20 protein-coding genes are annotated in these 19,569 nt (G+C 65.9%); 13 read left to right on the top strand and 7 right to left on the bottom strand.

Annotated elements, in window-relative coordinates; translation table 11 throughout:
* Positions 1 to 90 precede the first annotated feature (90 nt).
* Positions 91 to 1,506: a porin gene (locus ACOEQ1_RS14625; protein ID WP_419759973.1), complete on the top strand. Its 1,416-nt coding sequence runs from the start codon at positions 91 to 93 to the stop codon at positions 1,504 to 1,506.
* A 171-nt stretch (positions 1,507 to 1,677) separates the two neighbouring features.
* Here ACOEQ1_RS14625 and ACOEQ1_RS14620 read toward each other — a convergent pair whose 3' ends face one another.
* The gene (locus ACOEQ1_RS14620; RefSeq protein WP_419759972.1) at positions 1,678 to 1,992 is read right to left on the bottom strand and encodes a metal-sensitive transcriptional regulator; all 315 of its coding nucleotides are present in this window, start codon (positions 1,990 to 1,992) and stop codon (positions 1,678 to 1,680) included.
* 143 nt (positions 1,993 to 2,135) lie between these two features.
* On the opposite strand from ACOEQ1_RS14620, the gene ACOEQ1_RS14615 reads away from it, so the two are divergent.
* Entirely contained in the window at positions 2,136 to 3,008 is an 873-nt protein-coding gene (locus ACOEQ1_RS14615) for a manganese catalase family protein (protein ID WP_419759971.1), read from the top strand.
* Between the two features lie 14 nt (positions 3,009 to 3,022).
* On the opposite strand, the gene ACOEQ1_RS14610 is transcribed toward ACOEQ1_RS14615, so the two are convergent.
* The 4 genes from ACOEQ1_RS14610 to ACOEQ1_RS14595 form a co-directional block, all read right to left on the bottom strand.
* Positions 3,023 to 3,229, bottom strand: a complete 207-nt coding sequence (locus tag ACOEQ1_RS14610; RefSeq protein WP_419759970.1) for a TOBE domain-containing protein — start codon at positions 3,227 to 3,229, stop codon at positions 3,023 to 3,025.
* 30 nt (positions 3,230 to 3,259) lie between these two features.
* The gene (locus ACOEQ1_RS14605; RefSeq protein WP_419759969.1) at positions 3,260 to 5,137 is read right to left on the bottom strand and encodes an ATP-binding cassette domain-containing protein; all 1,878 of its coding nucleotides are present in this window, start codon (positions 5,135 to 5,137) and stop codon (positions 3,260 to 3,262) included.
* 7 nt (positions 5,138 to 5,144) lie between these two features.
* On the bottom strand, positions 5,145 to 6,026 hold the full coding sequence (locus tag ACOEQ1_RS14600) for an extracellular solute-binding protein (protein ID WP_419759968.1): 882 nt from the start codon (positions 6,024 to 6,026) through the stop codon (positions 5,145 to 5,147).
* 79 nt (positions 6,027 to 6,105) lie between these two features.
* Complete coding sequence (locus ACOEQ1_RS14595) at positions 6,106 to 6,498, bottom strand: winged helix-turn-helix domain-containing protein (RefSeq protein ID WP_419759967.1); 393 nt, start codon at positions 6,496 to 6,498, stop codon at positions 6,106 to 6,108.
* Between the two features lie 118 nt (positions 6,499 to 6,616).
* Between ACOEQ1_RS14595 and ACOEQ1_RS14590 the strand changes: the two genes are divergently transcribed.
* From ACOEQ1_RS14590 to ACOEQ1_RS14575, 4 genes are all read left to right on the top strand, one after another.
* Entirely contained in the window at positions 6,617 to 7,858 is a 1,242-nt protein-coding gene (locus ACOEQ1_RS14590) for an MFS transporter (protein ID WP_419759966.1), read from the top strand.
* A gap of 75 nt (positions 7,859 to 7,933) precedes the next feature.
* Entirely contained in the window at positions 7,934 to 9,661 is a 1,728-nt protein-coding gene (locus ACOEQ1_RS14585) for an IlvD/Edd family dehydratase (RefSeq protein ID WP_419759965.1), read from the top strand.
* Between the two features lie 60 nt (positions 9,662 to 9,721).
* Positions 9,722 to 10,648, top strand: a complete 927-nt coding sequence (locus ACOEQ1_RS14580) for a dihydrodipicolinate synthase family protein (RefSeq protein ID WP_419759964.1) — start codon at positions 9,722 to 9,724, stop codon at positions 10,646 to 10,648.
* 25 nt (positions 10,649 to 10,673) lie between these two features.
* The gene (locus tag ACOEQ1_RS14575) at positions 10,674 to 12,254 is read left to right on the top strand and encodes an aldehyde dehydrogenase (NADP(+)) (protein WP_419759963.1); all 1,581 of its coding nucleotides are present in this window, start codon (positions 10,674 to 10,676) and stop codon (positions 12,252 to 12,254) included.
* Between the two features lie 551 nt (positions 12,255 to 12,805).
* Here ACOEQ1_RS14575 and ACOEQ1_RS14570 read toward each other — a convergent pair.
* On the bottom strand, positions 12,806 to 13,171 hold the full coding sequence (locus tag ACOEQ1_RS14570; RefSeq protein ID WP_419759962.1) for a hypothetical protein: 366 nt from the start codon (positions 13,169 to 13,171) through the stop codon (positions 12,806 to 12,808).
* A gap of 57 nt (positions 13,172 to 13,228) precedes the next feature.
* Here ACOEQ1_RS14570 and ACOEQ1_RS14565 point away from each other — a divergent pair, with 57 nt between their 5' ends.
* The 7 genes from ACOEQ1_RS14565 (at position 13,229) to ACOEQ1_RS14535 (ending at position 18,717) form a co-directional block, all read left to right on the top strand.
* Complete coding sequence (locus tag ACOEQ1_RS14565; protein ID WP_419759961.1) at positions 13,229 to 13,552, top strand: hypothetical protein; 324 nt, start codon at positions 13,229 to 13,231, stop codon at positions 13,550 to 13,552.
* Between the two features lie 325 nt (positions 13,553 to 13,877).
* Positions 13,878 to 14,615, top strand: a complete 738-nt coding sequence (locus ACOEQ1_RS14560; protein ID WP_419759960.1) for an XRE family transcriptional regulator — start codon at positions 13,878 to 13,880, stop codon at positions 14,613 to 14,615.
* A gap of 46 nt (positions 14,616 to 14,661) precedes the next feature.
* The gene (locus ACOEQ1_RS14555; protein ID WP_419759959.1) at positions 14,662 to 15,582 is read left to right on the top strand and encodes an isocitrate lyase/PEP mutase family protein; all 921 of its coding nucleotides are present in this window, start codon (positions 14,662 to 14,664) and stop codon (positions 15,580 to 15,582) included.
* Positions 15,583 to 15,773: 191 nt separating this feature from the next.
* Positions 15,774 to 16,553, top strand: coding sequence for an amino acid ABC transporter ATP-binding protein (locus tag ACOEQ1_RS14550; protein ID WP_419760704.1), 780 nt, complete (start codon positions 15,774 to 15,776; stop codon positions 16,551 to 16,553).
* The gene (locus ACOEQ1_RS14545; RefSeq protein WP_419759958.1) at positions 16,550 to 17,194 is read left to right on the top strand and encodes an amino acid ABC transporter permease; all 645 of its coding nucleotides are present in this window, start codon (positions 16,550 to 16,552) and stop codon (positions 17,192 to 17,194) included. The genes ACOEQ1_RS14550 and ACOEQ1_RS14545 overlap by 4 nt, the downstream gene beginning before the upstream one ends.
* Positions 17,191 to 17,850, top strand: coding sequence for an amino acid ABC transporter permease (locus tag ACOEQ1_RS14540; RefSeq protein WP_419759957.1), 660 nt, complete (start codon positions 17,191 to 17,193; stop codon positions 17,848 to 17,850). Before ACOEQ1_RS14545 ends, ACOEQ1_RS14540 begins: the two co-directional genes overlap by 4 nt.
* A gap of 36 nt (positions 17,851 to 17,886) precedes the next feature.
* On the top strand, positions 17,887 to 18,717 hold the full coding sequence (locus ACOEQ1_RS14535; protein ID WP_419759956.1) for a substrate-binding periplasmic protein: 831 nt from the start codon (positions 17,887 to 17,889) through the stop codon (positions 18,715 to 18,717).
* Positions 18,718 to 18,735: 18 nt separating this feature from the next.
* Here the strand turns inward: ACOEQ1_RS14535 and ACOEQ1_RS14530 are convergent, their stop codons facing one another.
* Entirely contained in the window at positions 18,736 to 19,512 is a 777-nt protein-coding gene (locus ACOEQ1_RS14530; protein WP_419759955.1) for an SDR family NAD(P)-dependent oxidoreductase, read from the bottom strand.
* Between the last annotated feature and the right edge of the window lie 57 nt (positions 19,513 to 19,569).

Below are 19,569 nucleotides of genomic sequence, written 5' to 3'. Positions count from 1 at the left end.
GGTTGAAAGAAAAAGCCAGGCGCTTCGTTCCTGTTACCAATCCTCTAATAGAATCGTTAATACAACAAACGTCAGGTAATCGCTTAGTGTATGGCACTCGATGTTCTTCACGTTGACGTCATGCCGGATGCGCGTACAAGACGACGGTTCAACGGTCCCGGAATTTCATACGACAAGATGGCGGCAACGGTATCAAACCAAAAAGTTGCCGGCAGGGAGACTAGAATGCGAAATTGGCTTTTGGGCGGTGTCGCTCTCCTGGCGGGCGCGGGATGCATTGGCATCGGCAAGCCCGCGATGGCGCAGACGGCACCCTCAGCATCCCCAGGTTCAGTCACTGTGCGCTTGAATGGCCGCGTGAACTGGTATGCGGGAGTTGAGGCATCCTCGCTCGACGACGACAGCGCGACAGGCGAGAAGACCAGCACGACGAACTTCCTTGGCTATCTGCGCCTCTATCCGGGGTTCGATGGCGTTGCCGCCAATGGTCTCCATTATGGCGCTGCGTCAGAAATCCGCATCAATGGCGGTGAAAACGCAAGTAACGAGAGCCTCTACGTTTTCCAGGCATACGGCTATTTCGGTCTGCCGAAGTTCGGCCAGATCAGTTTCGGCCAACAAAATGGCCCGACAACCGTCTTCGAGACCGGCACGTTCGAAGGCTTCAACGACGGCGGCTGGAACGGCGACATCGAAGGCATGATCCCGACCGCCGCCAATCCACTGTATCCCTTTCCGGACACCGGGGGAAATGACCAGGCGACGGACAAGATCGTTTATCTCTCTCCGAAATTATTGGGGCTACAGGTTGCCGCGGCTTTCACCCCAAACCAGACGGCCGAAAACTATAGCGATGCGCCGACCTCCGTCACGACCCCGATCATCGGCGGGCAGCCCCGCAACATCGTCGATATCGGCGGCCAGTACACGAAAGCCTTCGGCCCGTTCGGTCTGCAAGTGGAGGTCGACGACAGAACTGGCGGTCAGGTTGCCTACAATGGTCCTGAAACCACGACGACACCCGACCACTACCGTAACCTGAACATTCTGAGCGGTGGCGTCACGGTCACCATCGCGGGCCTCACCTTCGGCGGCAGTTCCTACTACGGCGCCTATAACCTAGGTGATGGCGACACACTTGGACTTGCACCCGACGGCGGCTCGAACGCGATCGCCTGGATGGCGGGCGCGCAATACACGATCGGGCCGTTGGTCGTCGGTGGCAGCTTCTTCCGGACGACCGAAACCGGCGATCTGCCGGGTGGCATCGACACCGGCAGCGGCGCCGTCATCACGCCCGCCGGGCTCACGACGGGACAACAGCAGAACGACGGCGTGGCCGCGGGCGCAACCTATACGCTGGTTCCCGGCGTCAGCATGTTCGTCGACTATCTGTATGGTCTTCGACAGCAGGGCGGCTACGACTTTGAAACCGGCAATGCCGGCACCGCCAACAACTACGTGCAGTCCCAGCTATTCGGCGTCGGCACGCAGATCCAGTGGTAGTCGCCTAAGCACGCGGCATCAGTCAACGTCGATGGCGCGGTCGATCCAGACCGCGCCGTTTGTTGCTTCCACAACGTAGCCTTCGAAGTCCGGGCGGCCGCCCTCCGCCATCGCAGGCGTGGCCCTGCTGCCGCCGAGCCGCCGCAACCACTCGCTGGTCCAAGCGCCACGTCAAGGTTGCTGCCGCAGAGCGGCGCGCAGGACCTGCATCATGTCCCGGATCGCCGCCCCGCTGTCACCGTCCTTCACCACGAAGTCGACGCCTGCCGCGAGGTGATCCGCGATGACCAGCAAGGTCACTTCCCGGATTGCCGAAGCAACCGCGTTCGCCTGCTGAACCTCGTCCATGCAGTAGCGGTCATCCTCGATCATCTGCCGGAGGCCCCGGACCTGACCCTCGATCCGGTTCAGGCGGTTGAGCAGCGGCGCCTTCTGCTCGGCAGTGCGATGCAGATAAAGCCTGTCATCGCGGAACTCGTACTCCATCTCGTGACCCTTAATCCTGTTCTCGTGATTATACTCCCAGGGAGTATTCTTCTTTAACGGCGGCGCGCACATGCGCCTTTGTCGCTCTCTCTACGACGGACGGAGGCAAGGCGATGGGCGCTTCACCCGCATAGGAGTTCGCGATGTATTATCATGACAAAAAGATGCAGTGGCCGGTCACCGTCGAGACCCCTGACCCGCTGTTCGCGCGCCAGCTGCAGCAGGCGATCGGCGGCATCGAAGGCGAAATCCGCGTCTGCATGCAGTATTTCTTCCAGGCCTGGGGTGCGCGTGGGCCCAGCACCAAGTACCGGGACATGCTGCTCCACACGGCGACGGAGGAACTCGGCCATATCGAGATGCTGGCAACCGCGGTCGCGCTGAACCTCGAGGCGGCACCCGCCGGGGCGCAGGCGGCAGGAGCCGTGGGCGTCGTCGGCGCCATCATGGGCGGCGAGCGGCCACGCCACGCGGTGGAAGGGATGCTGCAGCGGCACATTCTATCGACCGGCATGGCAGCCTACCCGGCCAATGCCGACGGTGTGCCCTTCGACATGTCGCATATCTACGCGAGCGGCAATCTTGCGGCCGACATGTATTGCAACGTCGCCGCTGAATCGACCGGCCGCGTTCTTGCGGTGCGGCTTTTCAACGCGACGACGGATGCGGGCATGAAGAAGATGCTTTCGTTCCTCATCGCCCGCGACACGATGCATCAGCAACAGTGGCTCGCGGTGGTCGAGGAACTCGGCGGCTCGACGGCCCTGCCTATCCCGAACAGCTTCCCGCAGAGCGAGGAGACGCAGGACTACAGCTACGCCTTCTTCGCGACCGCGGCGGATGGCGAAACCCCGCTGCCGGCGGCATGGAACAGCGGACCTTCGCTCGATGGCCATGGCCAGTTCAGCATCTTCCCGAACCGGCCGATGGGCGAGGAGCCCGTGCTCGGCCCGGCACGCCCGGACAGCGCGGCGCAGACCGAGCAGATGGCCTCCGGCGCCAAGACGCCTGGCTGAGGCGTTGAGGGTGGCTACTTCGCCACCATCACGTCGGACGCCTTGATGACGGCCATGGCTTCGTCACCCACCTTGAGGTCGAGATCGTCGATCGCCTCGTTGGTGATCGACGAGGTGATGACGATGCCGTGGCCGATGTCGATCCGCACGTGGCCGGTCGTCTGCCCCTTCTGGACCGCGATGACCCGGCCTTTGATCTGGTTGCGGGCGCTGAGTTTCATGACAGGACCTTCTTTGTTCGGCGCGTCAGCCTAGAGCCTGATGGGAGGCTCGCCCAGGTCAGAGCATGCCGCGGCCCAGACCTGGATTGCCGATGGCGGAACGGCGAGCAGCGCCGGCCCCGGCCGCGGCATTGCCTCCGCATCCTGCATCAGCCGGAGCGGCACATCGGCCAGCCTCACCCGCACCTCCTGCCGTCCTGCGATGGCCGGATGAACGGTCGTAATCGTGCAGGGATAGCCGCCGGCGCCGACGATCCGCAGCCGGTCCGGCCTCACGGACCAGCCGATGCGCGATCCTGGCAGCAGCGGCGGCCCTGAGACGGCGAGGCGGAGGCCGCCGGGGATCTCGATCTCGTCCTCAGCGATCGCGATGCCGGCGGCGACGGTTTCGGCGCCCAGCAGCCGCGCCACCGTCGCATTCGCCGGGCGGGCGAAGACGGCATTCATCGGCCCCGCCTGCAGCACCGAGCCCGCTCCCAGCAGGATAAGCTCGTCGGCGAGGAGGAAAGCCTCCTCGGGATCATGGGTGACGAGGATCGTCGTCGTCGTCACCTCGTCCTGCAACGCCCGGAGCTCCTGCCGCAGTTGCGCGCGGAGCGGCGTGTCCAGCGCGCCGAACGGTTCGTCGAGCAGCAGCAGGCCAGCCGGCCGGCTGAACGCGCGGGCGATGGCGACGCGCTGCTGCTGGCCCAGCGAGAGTTCGCCGGGCATACGCGCCTCAAGCCCGCCAAGGCCGAGGCGCCGGAACCAGAACGCCGCCTGCGCCGGGTCGTGGTCGATCCCGAAGCGTAGCTGGCGCTCGACCGTCAGGTGCGGAAAGAGGCCATAGCTCTGCGGCACATAGGCGATGCCGCGCCCTTCGGGCGGTACGGCGGAGAGGTCCCGCCCGTCGAGATGCAGCCGGTCGCCGGCCGCTCGATCCAGCCCGGCGATCGCACGTAGCGTCAGGGACTTGCCGGAGCCCGAGGCGCCCAGCAGCGCGATCCGCCGTGCGGCGACGCGGCTCTCCACGTCGAGCGTGAAGCCGTCGAGGTCGCGGCGGAAGGCAAAGCCAAACGTGGGCGTCATGGCGGCCGGCGCGGCGGGCAGGTGGGGCGCGGCTTCCAGCGCAACCGTTTCCGCTTCCAGCGCCGTCGCGACGGCGGGGCGCGTCTGGCGGCCGGAGGCGAGACGCCATGCCAGCAGCATGACCGCGAGGGCGGCGGCGAGCGTCGGCGCCAGCACCGGGATCATCGCCGGCAGCCCTTCGCTTCCGAAGGCGACGTAGGTGTAAACGGGCAGGGAATAGGGGTGATAGGCGACGAGCACCGTCGCGCCGAACTCGCCGAAGGCCCGCAGCCAGCACAGCAGCATCCCGGCGAGGATGGCGCGTCCGCCAATGGGCAGGCTCGCCCTCAGAAAGACACTGGCCGGACTGTGACCGAGCGTCGCCGCGACATCCTCCAGCACCGGATCGACCGACGCGAAGGCCGAACGCGCGGCGATGATGAGGAAGGGGGCGGCGACGAAGGCTTCGGCCAGCACGATGCCGGGGAAGCTGTCGGTCAGCGCGCCATGGGTCAGGGCGCCGAGTGGACTGGCGTAGCCGAGCAGGAAGAGCAGCAGGATGCCGCTCGCCAGGGGCGGCAGCGCCAACGGAAGTTGCACGATGAAGCCGAGCAGCGCCATCCCGCGGCCTGGCCGCCGGGCGAGGAGGTAGCCGAGCGGAATGCCGCCGATCGCGACCAGGAGCGTAGCGGCGGAGGCGCTTGCCAGCGAGACGAGGGTGGCGCTGGCGAGACCCGGCCAGTCGGCGCCCCGCCAATCCGCGGTGCCTGTCATGGCGATGCCCGCCGCGAACGGAGCGATGAGGTAAAGGGCGAGAAGGCCGCCGAGCCAGGGCAGCAGGCCCCAGGAAGGCCGCCGCATGATGAGCCTAATCCGCCGGTTTCGTCAGCGCGAGGATGGCGGGCGGAACTTTTGACGTGTCGCCGCTGAGCTTGGGCGCCACGATTCCGAGGCCATGCGCGCGCATCATCGCGGTGCCGTCCGGGCCAAGGAGGAAGCTCAGTAAGCTGGACGCAGCCGCCGCATGCGGTGCGCCGCTCAGGATCGTGGCGGTGTAGTGCGCGCTGAGGGCGGTTTCGGGCGGCAGGGTGAGGGCGGGGATTTTCAGGTCGGTCGTCTCCGTGGAGTAGAAAAAGCCCACGTCGATCTGGCCCGACTGCAGACGGCCAACGAGGTCTTCCTCCGGCAGAACCTGGGCGGAGTTCTCCGGCGCGCCCAGAACCTTCTCCGAAAGGCCGGGGATTTTATAGAAGGCAGAAGCCTTCTTCAGGAGTTCGAGGGTCAGCTTGCCCTTGGGGTCGAGCTTGGGATCTGTGCGGCCGATGCGGATACCGGGTTCCTGCAGCACCTCATACCATGGCTTGCTCTTGAGGTCGGCGGCGTATCGGCTCGACGGATTGTAGCCGATGACGAGGGGAGACTGCGCGAAGGTCACATACCAGTCCACCCAGCCGCCGTTTGTGGCGCCCATCAGGCCAAAATTCACCTTGGGGTTGGCGCTGATGAAGATGTCGCCTTGCAAGAGTTTGCCCTTGATCTCGTTGGCGAGCTTGTTGGACCCGCCGGCGTAGCCGCGGAAACTGCCGCCGTCGGCGCGGTCGAAGGCAGGCCCGACGCCATGCTCCATCAGGTTCACGAGCGACCCGGCGTAAAGGACGTTCACCGTTCCGGCTCCTGTCGTTTGAGCGGAGGCCAGGGCAGGCATCAGAGACAGCGACAGGCTCGCCACCAGAACATCACGTCGCAGCATCGCAATCTCCCCGCTGAACATTACCCGTCGGTAATGTTCGTTATTCCCAATCCAATATAGCGACGTGGACCCACCATCACTAGGGGGTGGGCGATGACGATGTCCCCCCCGCCGTGCCTTCGGCTGGGCTTTCCGGCCGATCCACCTCCTGCTGGAGCGCGGCGAGGTCCTCACGCGTTACCTGCGCGATGGCGGCCTCTATGGCGCGGAAGCGGGCAACGAGGGTGAGGCCGAGCGGCGTGAGCGTCGCCCCGCCACCATGCCTGCCGCCGATCTGGCGGGCTGCGACGGGCTTGCCGAAGATGCGGTTGGTTTCCTCGACCAGTTCCCAGGCGCGACGGTAGGACATGCCCATGTCGCGCCCGGCCGCCGCAATGGAGCCGAGGCTCGCGATCTTTTCGAGCAGTTCGATCTTGCCCGGGCCGATCCGGCCCTCTGGATCAAGATAGATGCGCAGGCTCAGATACGGCATAAGGAGTAGCCCCCAGGCGTCGGGGGTGGCCCCGGCCGACAGACCTCTTCATACTAACCGCCGCGGCTCCATCTTTAAGCGAGTCTGCCGCGCCGCCTGAGGAAGTGCAAATTACCTCATGTCCCCTGCAGCCCATCTTGCGCTGATCAACTTCTTCACCGGCGACATTCAAGGAGGCCTCGGGCCTTTCCTGGGAACTTGGCTTGCCGCCAACGGGCACTGGAGCGCCGCCCGCGTCGGATCGGTCACAACCGTGATCGGACTTTTCGCCCTCATGCTGAACGGGCCGGCCGGTGCGCTCGTCGACCACACGAGCTATCCCCGGCTTCAGCTGAGCCTCGCCTGCGGCGCCATCCTGGCGGGCACGCTGCTCATCCTGCCCGCCCACACGATGGTCTGGGTGCTCGTGTCGCAGTTCATGACGGGCGCCGGCGGAGCGTTGCTGCTGCCGGCCCTGACGCTGCTCACGCTCGGGATCGTCGGCAAACGGCGGTTTCCGCATCAGCAAGGCCGCAACCAGGCGTTCAACCATGCCGGCATCGTTTTCGCCGCCTCTCTCATCGGGCTCGGCGGCCCGCTGCTGGGGCTGGGCGCGCCGTTCCTGGTCTTCGGCTCGATGGCCTTCGCCGCCATCGTCGCGGTCATCATCACGCCGCTGCGCGCCTTCAATGGACGGCGCGCCCATGGCTGGGCGGAAAGCGAGCCCGACCACATCGAGCACCGCTCGACGATGCGCGAGGTGCTGAGCAATCCCCGGTTGCTCCTGCTCGCGGCGGCGCTCGCGCTGTTCAACCTCGCCAACGGCTACATGCTGTCTCTGGTCGGGCAAAGGCTGGTCGCGACCGGCCACAACGCCACCGGCTGGATCGCCGTCTACGTGATCGTGGCTCAGCTCACGATGATTCCGGTCGCGCTGTGGGCCGGGTCGCGCGCTGATCAGGCCGGGCGGCGCCGCCTGCTACTCATCGCCTGCCTCGCATTGCCGCTGCGGGCGCTGTTCTGCGCCATGGTGACCGATCCGTGGGGGCTGATCGCGGCGGAGGTGCTGGACGGCGTCTCCTCCGGGCTGATCGGCGTGGCTGTGCCGCTGGTGGTCGCGGATCTCACCTGGGGCAGCGGCCGCACCCAGACGGCGCTCGGGGCGCTCAACTCGTTGCAGGGGCTTGGCGGCGCACTGTCCGGCCTGGTCGGCGGCACGCTGGTCAGCCTGCTCAACTGGAACGAGGCATTTCTGGCGCTGGCTGTGCCGGCCGTCGCCGCCGCCGGGCTGGCCCTGTGGCTGGAGGAAACCCGCGACGTTGGCATGCCGTTCCCGCCCGCGCCCGCAGAGGACGCGGCACTCTCGGCTTCAAAACGCTGAACCCCCGGTAGCTAAGGGCAAGGCGAGGCCTTATGGTCTGACCATTCTACACCAAGAAGACGGAAACGAACGCCCATGACGACCAAAAAGCCCCTGCGTAGCCAGGCCTGGTTTGGCCGGCAGGACAAGATGGGGTTCTACTACCGCTCCTTCCTCAAGAACCGCGGCTTCCCGCAGGACCAGTTCGAGGGCAGGCCCGTCATCGGCATCTGCAACACCTGGTCCGAACTCAACCCCTGCAACTCCCACTTCCGCACCATCGCCGAGCATGTCCGTTACGGCGTGCTCGATGCGGGCGGATTCCCGCTTGAGTTCCCGGTCTCCTCGCTCGGCGAGGTGACGATGCGGCCGACCGCCATGCTCTATCGAAACCTCGCGTCGATGGATGTCGAGGAAGCGGTGCGGGCGCATCCGCTGGACGGCGTCGTGCTGCTCATGGGCTGCGACAAGACGACGCCCGCGCTGCTGATGGGCGCGGCGAGCGCCGACCTGCCGACCATCGGCGTCTCGGGCGGTCCGCAGCTGCGCGGCGTCTATCAGGGGCGGATGATCGGCTCGGGCACCAACATCATCTCCATGAGCGAGCAGCTGCGCGCGGGCGAGATCACGCTCGAGGAGTTCCACGAGGCCGAGGCGGGCATGAACCGCTCCCACGGGCACTGCATGACGATGGGCACGGCCTCGACGATGGCGTCGATGGTGGAGGCGCTGGGCGTGTCGCTCCCCGGCAACGCCGCAATCCCCGCCGTCGATGCGCGGCGCAACGAGCTGGCCCGCTTCTCGGGGCGGCGGATCGTCGAGATGGTGAATGAGGACCTGATCCTCTCCAAAATCCTTACCCGCGAGGCGTTCGAGAACGCCATCCGCACGCTGGCGGCCATCGGCGGCTCGACCAACGCCGTCGTTCATCTGCTGGCGATCGCGCGGCGGGTCGGCGTCGATCTGACCCTCGACGACTTCGACCGCCTCGGGCGCGGCGTGCATTGCCTGGTCGACCTGATGCCCTCGGGCCGCTTCCTGATGGAGGACTTCTACTATGCGGGCGGGTTGCCCGTGGTGCTGCGCACGCTCGTCGAGCAGGGGCTGCTCCACGAGGACGCGCTGACCGCGAACGGCCGCAGCATGGGCGAGAACGTGAAGACGGCGCCCTGCTGGAACAAGGAGGTCATCACCTCCTTCGAGGCGCCGTTCAAGCCCGACGCCGGCATCGCCATCCTGCGCGGCAACCTCGCCCCCGACGGCGCGGTGATAAAGCCCTCCGCCGCCTCGCCGGAACTCATGAACCATACCGGGCGCGCGGTGGTCTTCGAATCTGTCGAGGACTTGCACCACGCGGTCGACGACGACAGCCTGGACATCGACGCGAGCTGCGTGATGGTGCTGAAGTATTGCGGGCCGAAGGGCTATCCCGGAATGGCCGAGGTCGGGAACATGCCGCTGCCGCAGAAGCTGCTGCGCGAGGGCGTGCGCGATATGATCCGCATCTCGGACGCCCGCATGTCCGGCACCGCCTATGGCACCGTGGTGCTGCATGTGGCGCCCGAAGCCGCCGCCGGCGGGCCGCTCGCGCTGGTGCGGAACGGCGATCTCATCACGCTGGATGTGGCGGCCGGCAGGCTGCACCTGCATGTCTCGGACGAGGAGCTGGAGGTGCGTCGCGGCGAATGGGTGCCACCCTCGCCCGCCGCCACCCGCGGCTACACGAAGCTCTATATCGAGCACGTGCTGCAGGCCAACGAGGGCGCCGATCTGGATTTCCTCGTCGGCCGCAGCGGAGCCGCCGTGCCGCGAGATAACCATTGATAGGGCGCGCGGGGTCGGCGGGGCGGCCGCGCGCGGAAACAACACCAAGGAGCGACAGGGATGACTGACGTCAATCGCCGCTACAAAGGCATCTTTCCGGTCGTGCCGACGACCTTCGACGAACAGGGCGCGCTGGATCTGCCGAGCCAGTTGCGGGCGGTCGACTTCATGATCGATGCGGGCTCCGACGGGCTCTGCATCCTCGCCAACTTCTCCGAGCAGTTCGTGCTCTCGGACGAGGAGCGCGAGACGCTGACGACCGCCATCCTCAGGCACGTCGCCGGCCGGGTGCCGGTGATCGTGACGACGACCCACTACAGTTCGCATGTCTGCGCCGAGCGCAGCCGCCGGGCGCAGGACCAGGGGGCGGCGATGGTGATGATCATGCCGCCCTACCACGGGGCGACGTTCCGGGTGCCGGAACTCGGCATTCACGGCTTCTTCCAGCGGGTGTCGGACGCCATCGACATCCCGATCATGATCCAGGACGCGCCGGCCGCCGGGACGCCGCTGTCGGCGCCCTTCCTGGCCCGCATGGCGACCGAGATCGAGCAGGTCGCCTACTTCAAGATCGAGACGGCGGGCGCCGCGCAGAAGCTGCGCGACCTCATCCGGCTGGCGGGCGACGCTGTCGAAGGCCCGTGGGACGGTGAGGAGGCAATCACCCTGCTGGCGGATCTCGATGCAGGGGCGACCGGCTCCATGACCGGGGGCGGCTACGCGGATGGGATCAAGCCGATCGTCCACGATTATCTCGCCGGCAACCGTGAAGCGGCGGTGGAGCGCTACAACCAGTGGCTGCCGCTCATCAACTACGAGAACCGCCAGTGCGGGCTGCTCGCCTGCAAGGCGCTGATGCAGGAGGGTGGCGTGATCGCTTGCGAAGCCCCACGTCATCCCATCATGCCGCTCTCACCCGAGACGCGGGCCGGGCTGATGGATGTCGCCCGCCGGTTGGACCCCCTCGTCCTGCGCTGGGGCAAATGACCGCTGCCAATAACGGAGAAAGACGATGGACCTGACCGGTGAACTGCTGATCGGCGCGACCGCCAAGCGCGGCGACGACCAGGCCTTCACGGGCTATGACGCCGCCACCGGAGCGGCGTTGGAGCCGCGCTACGGCGGCGCCACCGAGGCCGATGTCGATCGCGCCTGCGCGCTCGCCGAGGCCGCCTTCGACCCCTACCGCGCCACGACGCCTGAGGTCCGGGCACGGTTCCTGGAGCTTGCCGCCGATAAAATCAACGCGCTCGGCGATGCTCTGACCGATCGCGCCTGCGCCGAAACCGGCCTGCCTCGCGCCAGGATCGAGGGCGAGCGCGGGCGGACCGTGGGTCAGCTCAAGCTGTTCGCGTCCGAAGTGCGGGAAGGCGGCTGGCAGGAGGCGCGGATCGATCCGGCGCTGCCCGACCGCAAGCCGCTGCCGCGCCCCGACCTGCGTCTGCGCATGATCCCGCTCGGCCCGGTCGCCGTGTTCGGTGCGAGCAACTTCCCGCTGGCCTTCTCGGTCGCGGGTGGCGACACCGCCTCGGCACTCGCGGCGGGCTGTCCGGTGGTGGTCAAAGGCCATCCGGCGCATCCCGGCACGTCCGAGATGGTCGGTCGCGCCGTTCAGGCGGCGGTCGCCGAAAGCGGCCTGCCCGAGGGCGTGTTCTCGCTCCTGTTCGGCGTCGGCGACAAGCTTGGCGGCGCGCTGGTCGCCGATCCGCGGATCAAGGCCGTGGGGTTCACCGGGTCGCGCGGCGGTGGGCTGGCGCTGTCGAAGATCGCGGCTGCCCGGCCGGAACCTGTCCCCGTCTATGCCGAGATGAGCAGCATCAACCCCGTCCTCCTGATGCCGGGTGCTTTGGCCGAGCGTGGAGCGGAACTCGGGCGCGCCTTCGTCGGCTCGCTCACTATGGGCGCCGGCCAGTTCTGCACCAATCCGGGGCTGCTTCTGGCGGTGCCGGGCCCCGGCCTCGATGCCTTCGTCGAAGCCGCCGGTGCGGCGATGGGCGACGCCGCGGCCGGCGTCATGCTCCATAAGGGAATTCTGGCCGCCTACCAGAAGGGCGTCGCGCGCCTTGAGAAAACTCAGGGCATCGAACGGCTGGGTGCTGGCCTGACAGCGGATGGCAAGGCGGGCGCTGTCCTGTTCGCAACCGATGCGGAGACGTTCGAACACACTCCGCATCTGGCCGAGGAGGTTTTCGGCGCCGCGGGCTTGCTCGTGCGCCACTCCGGGTGGGAGGCGCTGGAGCCGCTGCTGCGTACGCTCGAGGGCCAGCTCACCATCACGATCCACATGACCGCGGCCGATGAGGCTCTCGTCGCCCGCCTGCTCCCCGTGCTCGAAACGAAGGCAGGGCGCATTCTGGTCAACGGGTGGCCGACCGGCGTGGAGGTCAGCCATGCGATGGTTCATGGCGGGCCGTTCCCGGCAACCTCGGATGCACGCACGACCTCCGTCGGCACGCTCGCCATCCGGCGGTTCCTGCGACCGGTCTGTTACCAGAACCTCGCGGCCGCGCTGCTGCCCGAGGCGGTTTCGGATGCCAACCCGTGGCGGCTGTGGCGCCGTATCGACGGCACGACGACACCGCCCTCTGCGTAGGGCTGCGACACCGTCCGATCGGGTGCCGCCACCCGGTCGGACGGTCCTCTCGGGTTCGCCCGCCGCCCGCCGCCCCCCAGCCAAGCATTAATGACCGGGCTAGCCCTCACAAAAACGTGATCTTTGGAAACGGTGGTGCTATAGTGCCTTCGCAGTGCAGCGCACAGCGAAGAACGTTCCCGATAAGACACTTTTAAGCGCTCTTCCCAGCAGGGACGACAGTCGCGCTTCTCAAAAGTTTCTCGTGTTACCAGTCAAAGCTCTTTCCAAACCCCGGCTGCGAAGCACGACGGAAGCTTGAACCGGACATCCCCAAATGGGGCTAGCGACGCGAAAGGTTTAGCGGATAGCAAGTCTCATCAACGCCGTCGCGGAAAGGCCTGATGATGCCTGCCTGGGTGCCAAAGGCATATGAGCCTCAAGCTCGCCAGACCACAGTTCTCGTGGTGGACGATGACGAACTCGTCCGCTCCGTCGTGGCGGAGTTTCTCGAGGATTGAGTGACTTCAGGGATACAGACTGCGCCGGGCCGCGAGGCGGTCGGTTCGATCTTAGATCGAACCGAGCCAGACCTTGCGATCAGTGGCGTCAACAAGCCCGAAGTGGATGGCCTGCACTTGGCCCAGGAGTTCAAGTCGATGTATCCCCCTATGCCGATCATACTCATGGGTGGGCGACCTTCGCGAAACGGTGCGCACGCGTTCCTTCTCGACATTTACACGGCAGTCTCTGCTTGCCTGCATCGCCAACGGTTCGATCGGACTGCTCAGCTTGCAAATAAACGGTGCATATAAGCAATGAGCTGCCGGCAGGGTTTCAGGCAGGCAAAGCGGCCGGGACGTGCGGCCCCAGATCCAATCAACATCGACCGCATCAACAGGCAGCGCGACAAAACGAAGCTGCGCGACGCCGCGCACTTGATGATAGTTGCTTACTCGACATTTCCGCACCCCTCTCGCCCTAGCCCGCAAATCATGTCGCAGCCGCTGGAAACGCCGCCGATGGCGGGAAGCTTCGTCGCCTGCGTGCTGGAAGAACAATCGGGGACTTCGATCCCCCGCGCCGCGATCATCTTCAAGGCGGATGTCGATTTTGACTGCCCTCAGATGCCTGCGTTCATCCTCAAGCTCATCGATACCGTCGATGTGATCCGCGCATTGTCTCGCCGGTCGAATGCGCGGGTGGTGGCGTCCCGGTTCGTGCTGAAGAACCCGCTTGCGGAACTGGATCGTGAGAAATGTCAGGAGATCTTCGACTGGCAGTATCTCGGCTATAGCCAGACGAACGTCTCGAACTGATGTGACCGCCGATGGGCGCCGGCCCTCTATCAGCAAGCGTGAAGCCGCCTCTGCCTTGGCCTCTAGCGCGCCTGAAGCGCTTTAGGGCCTTCGACATCCGTGGCGTTTTAGCCAATCATCCTTCAAAGTGACGAAAAGACTTGCCCCGCTTCTTCAAGCCAGCCAACACATCAATGGGAAGGCGGCTTTAGTGGGTAACGGGTTGAGCGGAAGTCGTGGGAGCAGAAAGACGTGTTCAAGATAAATCTTAGAGTGCGTTCTTCGACTGCGGGAATGTGCATCGAAACGTTCGAAAAGTGTTCGGCATCAGTCGGAGTGTGCTCCGGTGCATACGCCAGTGCCGGTTAAGAAGAGGCCGAGCCCGACACTTGCCGGTGCCGAACAGGCCGGATTTGTCGCGCGCCTCCGGCTTGTCGTCGCACAATGGCCAAGTGCGGATCGGCTGGCGCGGGCGACCGGCGTTTCCCCCTCGGCCTTTCGCAAGTGGCTGAAGGGCGAGGCGGAGCCCAGCCGCGACCGTCTCGTGGCGCTGGCCGGCACCGCCGGCGTAAGTGTGGCCTGGCTGGCTCAGGGTGAGGGGCCTGAGCCCGATCTGGTCGGGTTGGACGCCCGTGCGCGCAGCCCCGGTGGCGCCGGCCCGGACCGTGCAAGCTTTCACCTGCTGCCGAAGGTCGCGGAAGCCGCGGCGGCAGGGAGCGGACAGCACAGCGCCAGCAGCGCTACGGAGTTCATCGGGTTTCGGCACGACTGGCTGCGTTCGACCTTCAACCGCGACCCTGAGGACATCATCCTCGAGACCGCCGTCGGCGACTCCATGGAGCCTCAGATCGGCAACGGCGATCTCCTGCTGGTCGATACGACCGACCAAACCGTCCGCAACTTCGGTATCTATGTCATCGAGGTCAGGGACGAGCGCCTCGTCAAACGGGTGCAGCGGAAGTTCGATGGCAGCCTCATCCTGATAAGCGACAACATCCGCTACCAGCCTGAAACGATCGGGCCGGACATCGCCGCGGAAGTGCGGTTCGTGGGGCGCGTCGTCTGGCGGGGCAGCAGCCTTTAGCCCATCGAATGGCTGGTGCTCGAACCCCAGGTGAAGGAGCCTTGTGATGGCAAAGCGCAGTCTTCGCGCCGCACTCGATGCCGGCGAGTTCATCATGGCGCCCGGCATCCACGACATGATCGCGGCCGTCATCAGCAACGAGGTCGGGTTCGACTTCGTCTACGGCACCGGATATTGGATGACGGCCTCTGCCTATGGCCTGCCCGACGCGGGGATTGCCACGTACAGCCAGATGCTCGACCGCGTCGCGACGCTGGTGCGCACGGTCAACGCCAGCGTCATCGCCGACGCCGATACCGGCTACGGTGGCCTCCTCAACGTGCATCACACCGTGCGCGGCTATGAGGACGCGGGCGTGAAGGCAATCCAGATCGAGGACCAGGAATTCCCGAAGAAGTGCGGCCACACGCCCTTCAAGCGCATCGTGCCGATGATCGACATGATCGAGAAGGTCAAGGTCGCCTGCCAGGCGCGGCGCGATCCCGTGGAGACGCTGATCATCGCGCGCACTGATGCGCGCCAGAGCGAGGGTTTCGAAGGGGCGGTAAGGCGCGCCGTCGCCTATGGCGAGGCAGGCGCGGACATCGTTTTTCTCGAGGCGCTGGAAAGTGAGGACGAGATGCGGGCGGCTGGCGCCCGGATCGGCAAGCCGCTGATGGCGAACATGGCGGATGGCGGCAAGACGCCCATTCGCTCGGGCGAGGCGCTGGCGGCGCTCGGCTACCGGCTTGCGATCTATCCGTCGATGACGGGCCTGGCGGCGGCGCACGCCGTGCAGACCGCGCTCATCGAGTTCAAGCGGCTTGGCACGAGCGACGCCCCATCCATTCCGCTTTTCTCATTCAAGGCCTTCAACTCGTTGATCGGCTTCGAGGAGGTCTGGGCCTTCGAACGGCTGTGGGCCCGGGATGTGCAGAAGCCGGTATCGGATGACGAGGCATCGGCCGCGGACGGACGGCCACGTTGACTTGCCGGAGTTGCCCGAAATCTAGCCAGTCGTCCACAACTTGGTCACTGAAGCCAACCTGCGCGCCGGTTTCCGCATTGTTCCGGCATCAACCTTGTTGATCGTCGGCGGCTTCCGATGGAGACTGCCTGACGAATGTGAGGAACTTCTGGGTGGCGGTCACTGAACTGCAAGAGGGCGGCGACTTCGAGATGGTCGCCACCGGAGCAAGGGTCCGGCTCGGCGGCCCGCTTCTGCAACTCGATGCGGTGCATAAACGGTTCGGCACACACGACGTTCTGTTGGACATCGACCTCACTCTGCATAGCGGCGAGGTGATGGCGATCATCGGACCGAGCGGATCCGGCAAAAGCACTCTGCTCCGCTGCATCAACCAGCTTGAACCACCGACGAGCGGGCGGGTGACGCTTGCCGGCGTGACGATCGAGGCTGGGCGACCGCCGTCGCGCAGGGATCTGCTGCAATTGCGCCGGGCCGTCGGCATGGTGTTCCAGTCCTTCAACCTGTTCCCGCATCTGACGGTGCTGCGGAATGTCTGCCTCGCGCAGGAGCGCACGATGGGGCGCAGCCGGCAGGAGGCCGAGGCGGTCGCCATGAAGCTGCTGCGCCGCGTGGGGCTCGAGGACAAGGCGCAGCAATATCCGTCCCGATGCTCCGGCGGTCAGCAGCAACGCATCGCGATCGCGCGCGCGCTCGCTCTCGAGCCGCAGCTGATGCTGTTCGACGAGCCGACCTCCGCGCTCGATCCCGAGCTTGGCCTCGAAGTTCTGGCCGTGATGCGCGAGCTGGCGGAAGGCGGCATGACCATGATCGTCGTCACCCACGAGATGCATTTCGCCGAGAGCGTCTCGAACCGCGTGGTGGTCATGGCCGACGGACGGATCATCGAGGAGGGGCCGAGCGAAACCGTGATGCGCAACCCGCAGAACGCCCGCGCCCTGCGCTTCCTGAACGCGGTCAAGGACCGATGATCGGCCACGACGTGGCGGCCATCCTCGTCGGCGTTCCGCTGACGATCGCGCTGACGCTGGCGGCCTTCGCCATCGGGGCTCTGCTCGGGCTGCCGCTCTGCGCCCTCCGGCTTTCGAGGTTCGGCGTCATCCGTTTCATGGCGACCGCCGTCATCCTGATCTTTCGCGCGATCCCGCCGATCGTCTGGCTGTTCATCATCTTTTTCGGCATCGGCTTCGGGTATCTCCAGCTCGACCCCTTCTCCTCGGCGGCGATTGGCCTCGGGCTCATCACCGCCGCCAACATGGCGGAGATCTACCGGGGCGCGCTCTCCGCGATCCATATTGGGCAGTGGGAGGCCGCGGCCGCCCTCAGCCTCTCGGCGCGACATCGCTTCATCGACGTGGTGGCGCCGCAGTTGATGCGCATCGCCCTGCCGTCCGCCACGACCTACGGCATCGGCCTGCTCAAGGACACGGCCGTCGCCTCGGCCATCGGCGTGCACGAGATCGCCTTCCACGCCTATCATGTGTCGCAGGAGACGTTTCGCGGCCTCGATGTGTATGCTGCCGCCGGGCTGCTCTATGTCCTCATCAGCCTGCCGATCGCCTGGACGGCACGCTGGACCGACCGGCGTCTGCGCGCCCGGGTGGCGGTGTGAGCACGCTTCTGGCCTTCTGGGGGACCTGGTTCCCGACACTGCTGACGGGCTTCGTGCTCAGTCTCAAGGTGACGGCGGTCTGCCTCGCGCTCGGCTTGCCTCTCGGCCTCCTGCTGGCGCTCGGCGTCAGGTCGGCGGGAGCCGTCGTGCATTGGATTTCACTGGCCGTGGTCGAGATCGGGCGGGGAGCGCCGGCGCTCATCCTGCTTCAGTTCGCCTATTTCGGGTTGCCGAGCGCAGGCCTGACCCTGTCCTCCTTCACCGCGGCGAGCCTGGCGCTCGCCTGGACCACCGGCGCCTACACCAGCGAGATCATTCGCGCGGGGATCGAGGCGGTGCCGCATGGGCAACGCGAGGCGGCCCTCGCCGCCGGTCTCAATCAGGCCGATACGCTCTGGTACGTCATCCTGCCGCAGGGCCTGCGCGTCGCGTTTCCCGCGCTGCTCGGCTTTTCGATCCTGATGCTGCAGGCCACGTCTCTCTGTTTCACGATAGCGCTGCCCGAGGTCGTCAGCCAGGCCTACATGGTCGGATCGAACACGTTCCATTACATGCCGATCTTCCTGCTTGCCGCGCTCATGTTCGCCGTCGTCTGCATTCCGGCCACGATCTGCGTCTCGTGGCTCGAGCGGCGGCTCGGCAGGCATGCGGCCTGAGTCTCTGTCTCACCTTCAACCGATCAAGGACCGCAGATGCAACGTCGTCTCCGCCTGACCATCCTCGCCGGCACAGCCATCGCGTCTCTGCTCGGCAGCGCCGCCGCAGAGGCCTGCACCCCGGCCCACACGATCGCATCGACCGTCAGTCCCGGTAAGCTGACCGTCGCCATCTACGAGTATCCGCCCTTCGCGGTGACCGGCGGTGCACAGATCAGCGGCGTCGACGGCGACATCCTGCAAGGCGTCGCCACAGCGGAATGCCTGACGCTGACGCCGGTCGTCGTCGATCCGGCGGCCACGATCCAGTATGTGCTGGCAGGCAAGGCCGACGTGGCCGCGGGCGACTGGTATCGCACTGCCGCCCGAGCGCAGGTGCTGGGCCTGTCGGCGCCGACCTATCTCGACCAGATGGGCATCTATTCGAAGGATGGCGTGTCGACTGTCGCGTCGATGATGGGCAAGCAGGTCGGCACGGTCTCCGGCTTCCTCTGGGTGGCCGAACTTCAGAAACTGCTGGGCTCCAACCTAAGGCTTTACCCCAATCCGGTCGCGCTCGCGCAGGATCTCGAGGCCGGACGCATTGAGATCGGCGTCGATAGCTACGGCACGGGAGCATACGCGCAGAAGCGCGGCGGCTACCGGGGGATCATCATCAAGGTGGCCGAGCCGGATCCGCGAGTCCAGGCATCCATCCAGGCCGCGCAATCGGGCTTTCCCTATACGAAGGCCAATGCCTCGCTCGGGGCTGCGATGGATGCCGATATCATGACGATGCACACGGACGGCAGGATCGCAGGCTTCCTGAAATCTTATGGGCTCGATCCGTCCGGGGCCGATGTTGGAGCGCCGAGGCTCGTGAAGTAGTCAAACACGGCCGCCGCGTCAGCCGGCGAGCCAGCCGCCGTCGACGACCAGATTGCTGCCCGTGATGAAGGTGGCGCGGTCGCTGGCCAGGAATACGGCGGCGTTCGCGATATCCTGCGGCCGGCCGAGACGCGGCCACGGGGTGCGGCGCCGGGCATTCTCCATCAGGGCCGGGTCCATCGGCAGGCCGGGTTTGCCTGTGACCACTTTGCCCGGAGAGATGGAATTGCAGATGATCAGGTCCTTTGCGTAGTCAACCGCGATCTGCCGGGTGATATAAATGGCGCCCGCCTTGCTGACACCATAGGCGGTATCGCGCGGCGAGGTGACGATCCCCTGCTGCGAACCGAGGTTGATGATCCGCCCGCGCGACTCTGCCACCGGTTCTTGCGTGAGCATCTGCTGCACCGCGCGTTTGCAGCCGTTGAACATGCCCGTCATATTGACACCCATCACCTCCTCCCACTGGGCCGAGGTCGTCTCGACAAGCGCCGTGCCCGAGTATGTCGCCGCATTGTTGACGATGACGTCGAGACGGCCGAACTCTCGGACGATATCGCCGATCCAGGCATCGACGTCCGCCCAAAGCGACACATCGACCCGCGTATACATCCCGTCGCCGCCCGCCTGACGAACGAGATCGAGCGTCTGCTCGCCGCCCTCCTTCGGTTCGGTCGTGATGTCCGACAAGGCGACACGGGCGCCTTCCGCCGCAAAGCTGAGCGCGATGGCGCGGCCGATGCCGGAGCTGGCGCCGGTCACGGCGGCGACCTTGCCTTCGAGTAATCTGGACATTCGTGCGGCTTCCCTGTTCTGTGTTACGGTCATTGAGTCCGCAGCATCTTTCGGCAC

This window comes from Acidisoma sp. (assembly GCF_965199065.1).
Taxonomy (GTDB): domain Bacteria; phylum Pseudomonadota; class Alphaproteobacteria; order Acetobacterales; family Acetobacteraceae; genus Acidisoma.
This window is presented reverse-complemented; position numbering and strand designations above follow the sequence as displayed.

Bases quoted from the DNA above. Each gene is read 5' to 3' on its own strand.
- ACOEQ1_RS14625 (WP_419759973.1), top strand. From the start codon at position 91: ATGGCACTCGATGTTCTTCACGTTGACGTCATGCCGGATGCGCGTACA.
- ACOEQ1_RS14620 (WP_419759972.1), bottom strand. From the start codon at position 1,992: ATGGAGTACGAGTTCCGCGATGACAGGCTTTATCTGCATCGCACTGCC.
- ACOEQ1_RS14615 (WP_419759971.1), top strand. From the start codon at position 2,136: ATGTATTATCATGACAAAAAGATGCAGTGGCCGGTCACCGTCGAGACC.
- ACOEQ1_RS14610 (WP_419759970.1), bottom strand. From the start codon at position 3,229: ATGAAACTCAGCGCCCGCAACCAGATCAAAGGCCGGGTCATCGCGGTC.
- ACOEQ1_RS14605 (WP_419759969.1), bottom strand. From the start codon at position 5,137: ATGCGGCGGCCTTCCTGGGGCCTGCTGCCCTGGCTCGGCGGCCTTCTC.
- ACOEQ1_RS14600 (WP_419759968.1), bottom strand. From the start codon at position 6,026: ATGCTGCGACGTGATGTTCTGGTGGCGAGCCTGTCGCTGTCTCTGATG.
- ACOEQ1_RS14595 (WP_419759967.1), bottom strand. From the start codon at position 6,498: ATGCCGTATCTGAGCCTGCGCATCTATCTTGATCCAGAGGGCCGGATC.
- ACOEQ1_RS14590 (WP_419759966.1), top strand. From the start codon at position 6,617: ATGTCCCCTGCAGCCCATCTTGCGCTGATCAACTTCTTCACCGGCGAC.
- ACOEQ1_RS14585 (WP_419759965.1), top strand. From the start codon at position 7,934: ATGACGACCAAAAAGCCCCTGCGTAGCCAGGCCTGGTTTGGCCGGCAG.
- ACOEQ1_RS14580 (WP_419759964.1), top strand. From the start codon at position 9,722: ATGACTGACGTCAATCGCCGCTACAAAGGCATCTTTCCGGTCGTGCCG.
- ACOEQ1_RS14575 (WP_419759963.1), top strand. From the start codon at position 10,674: ATGGACCTGACCGGTGAACTGCTGATCGGCGCGACCGCCAAGCGCGGC.
- ACOEQ1_RS14565 (WP_419759961.1), top strand. From the start codon at position 13,229: ATGTCGCAGCCGCTGGAAACGCCGCCGATGGCGGGAAGCTTCGTCGCC.
- ACOEQ1_RS14555 (WP_419759959.1), top strand. From the start codon at position 14,662: ATGGCAAAGCGCAGTCTTCGCGCCGCACTCGATGCCGGCGAGTTCATC.
- ACOEQ1_RS14550 (WP_419760704.1), top strand. From the start codon at position 15,774: ATGGTCGCCACCGGAGCAAGGGTCCGGCTCGGCGGCCCGCTTCTGCAA.
- ACOEQ1_RS14545 (WP_419759958.1), top strand. From the start codon at position 16,550: ATGATCGGCCACGACGTGGCGGCCATCCTCGTCGGCGTTCCGCTGACG.
- ACOEQ1_RS14535 (WP_419759956.1), top strand. From the start codon at position 17,887: ATGCAACGTCGTCTCCGCCTGACCATCCTCGCCGGCACAGCCATCGCG.
- ACOEQ1_RS14530 (WP_419759955.1), bottom strand. From the start codon at position 19,512: ATGTCCAGATTACTCGAAGGCAAGGTCGCCGCCGTGACCGGCGCCAGC.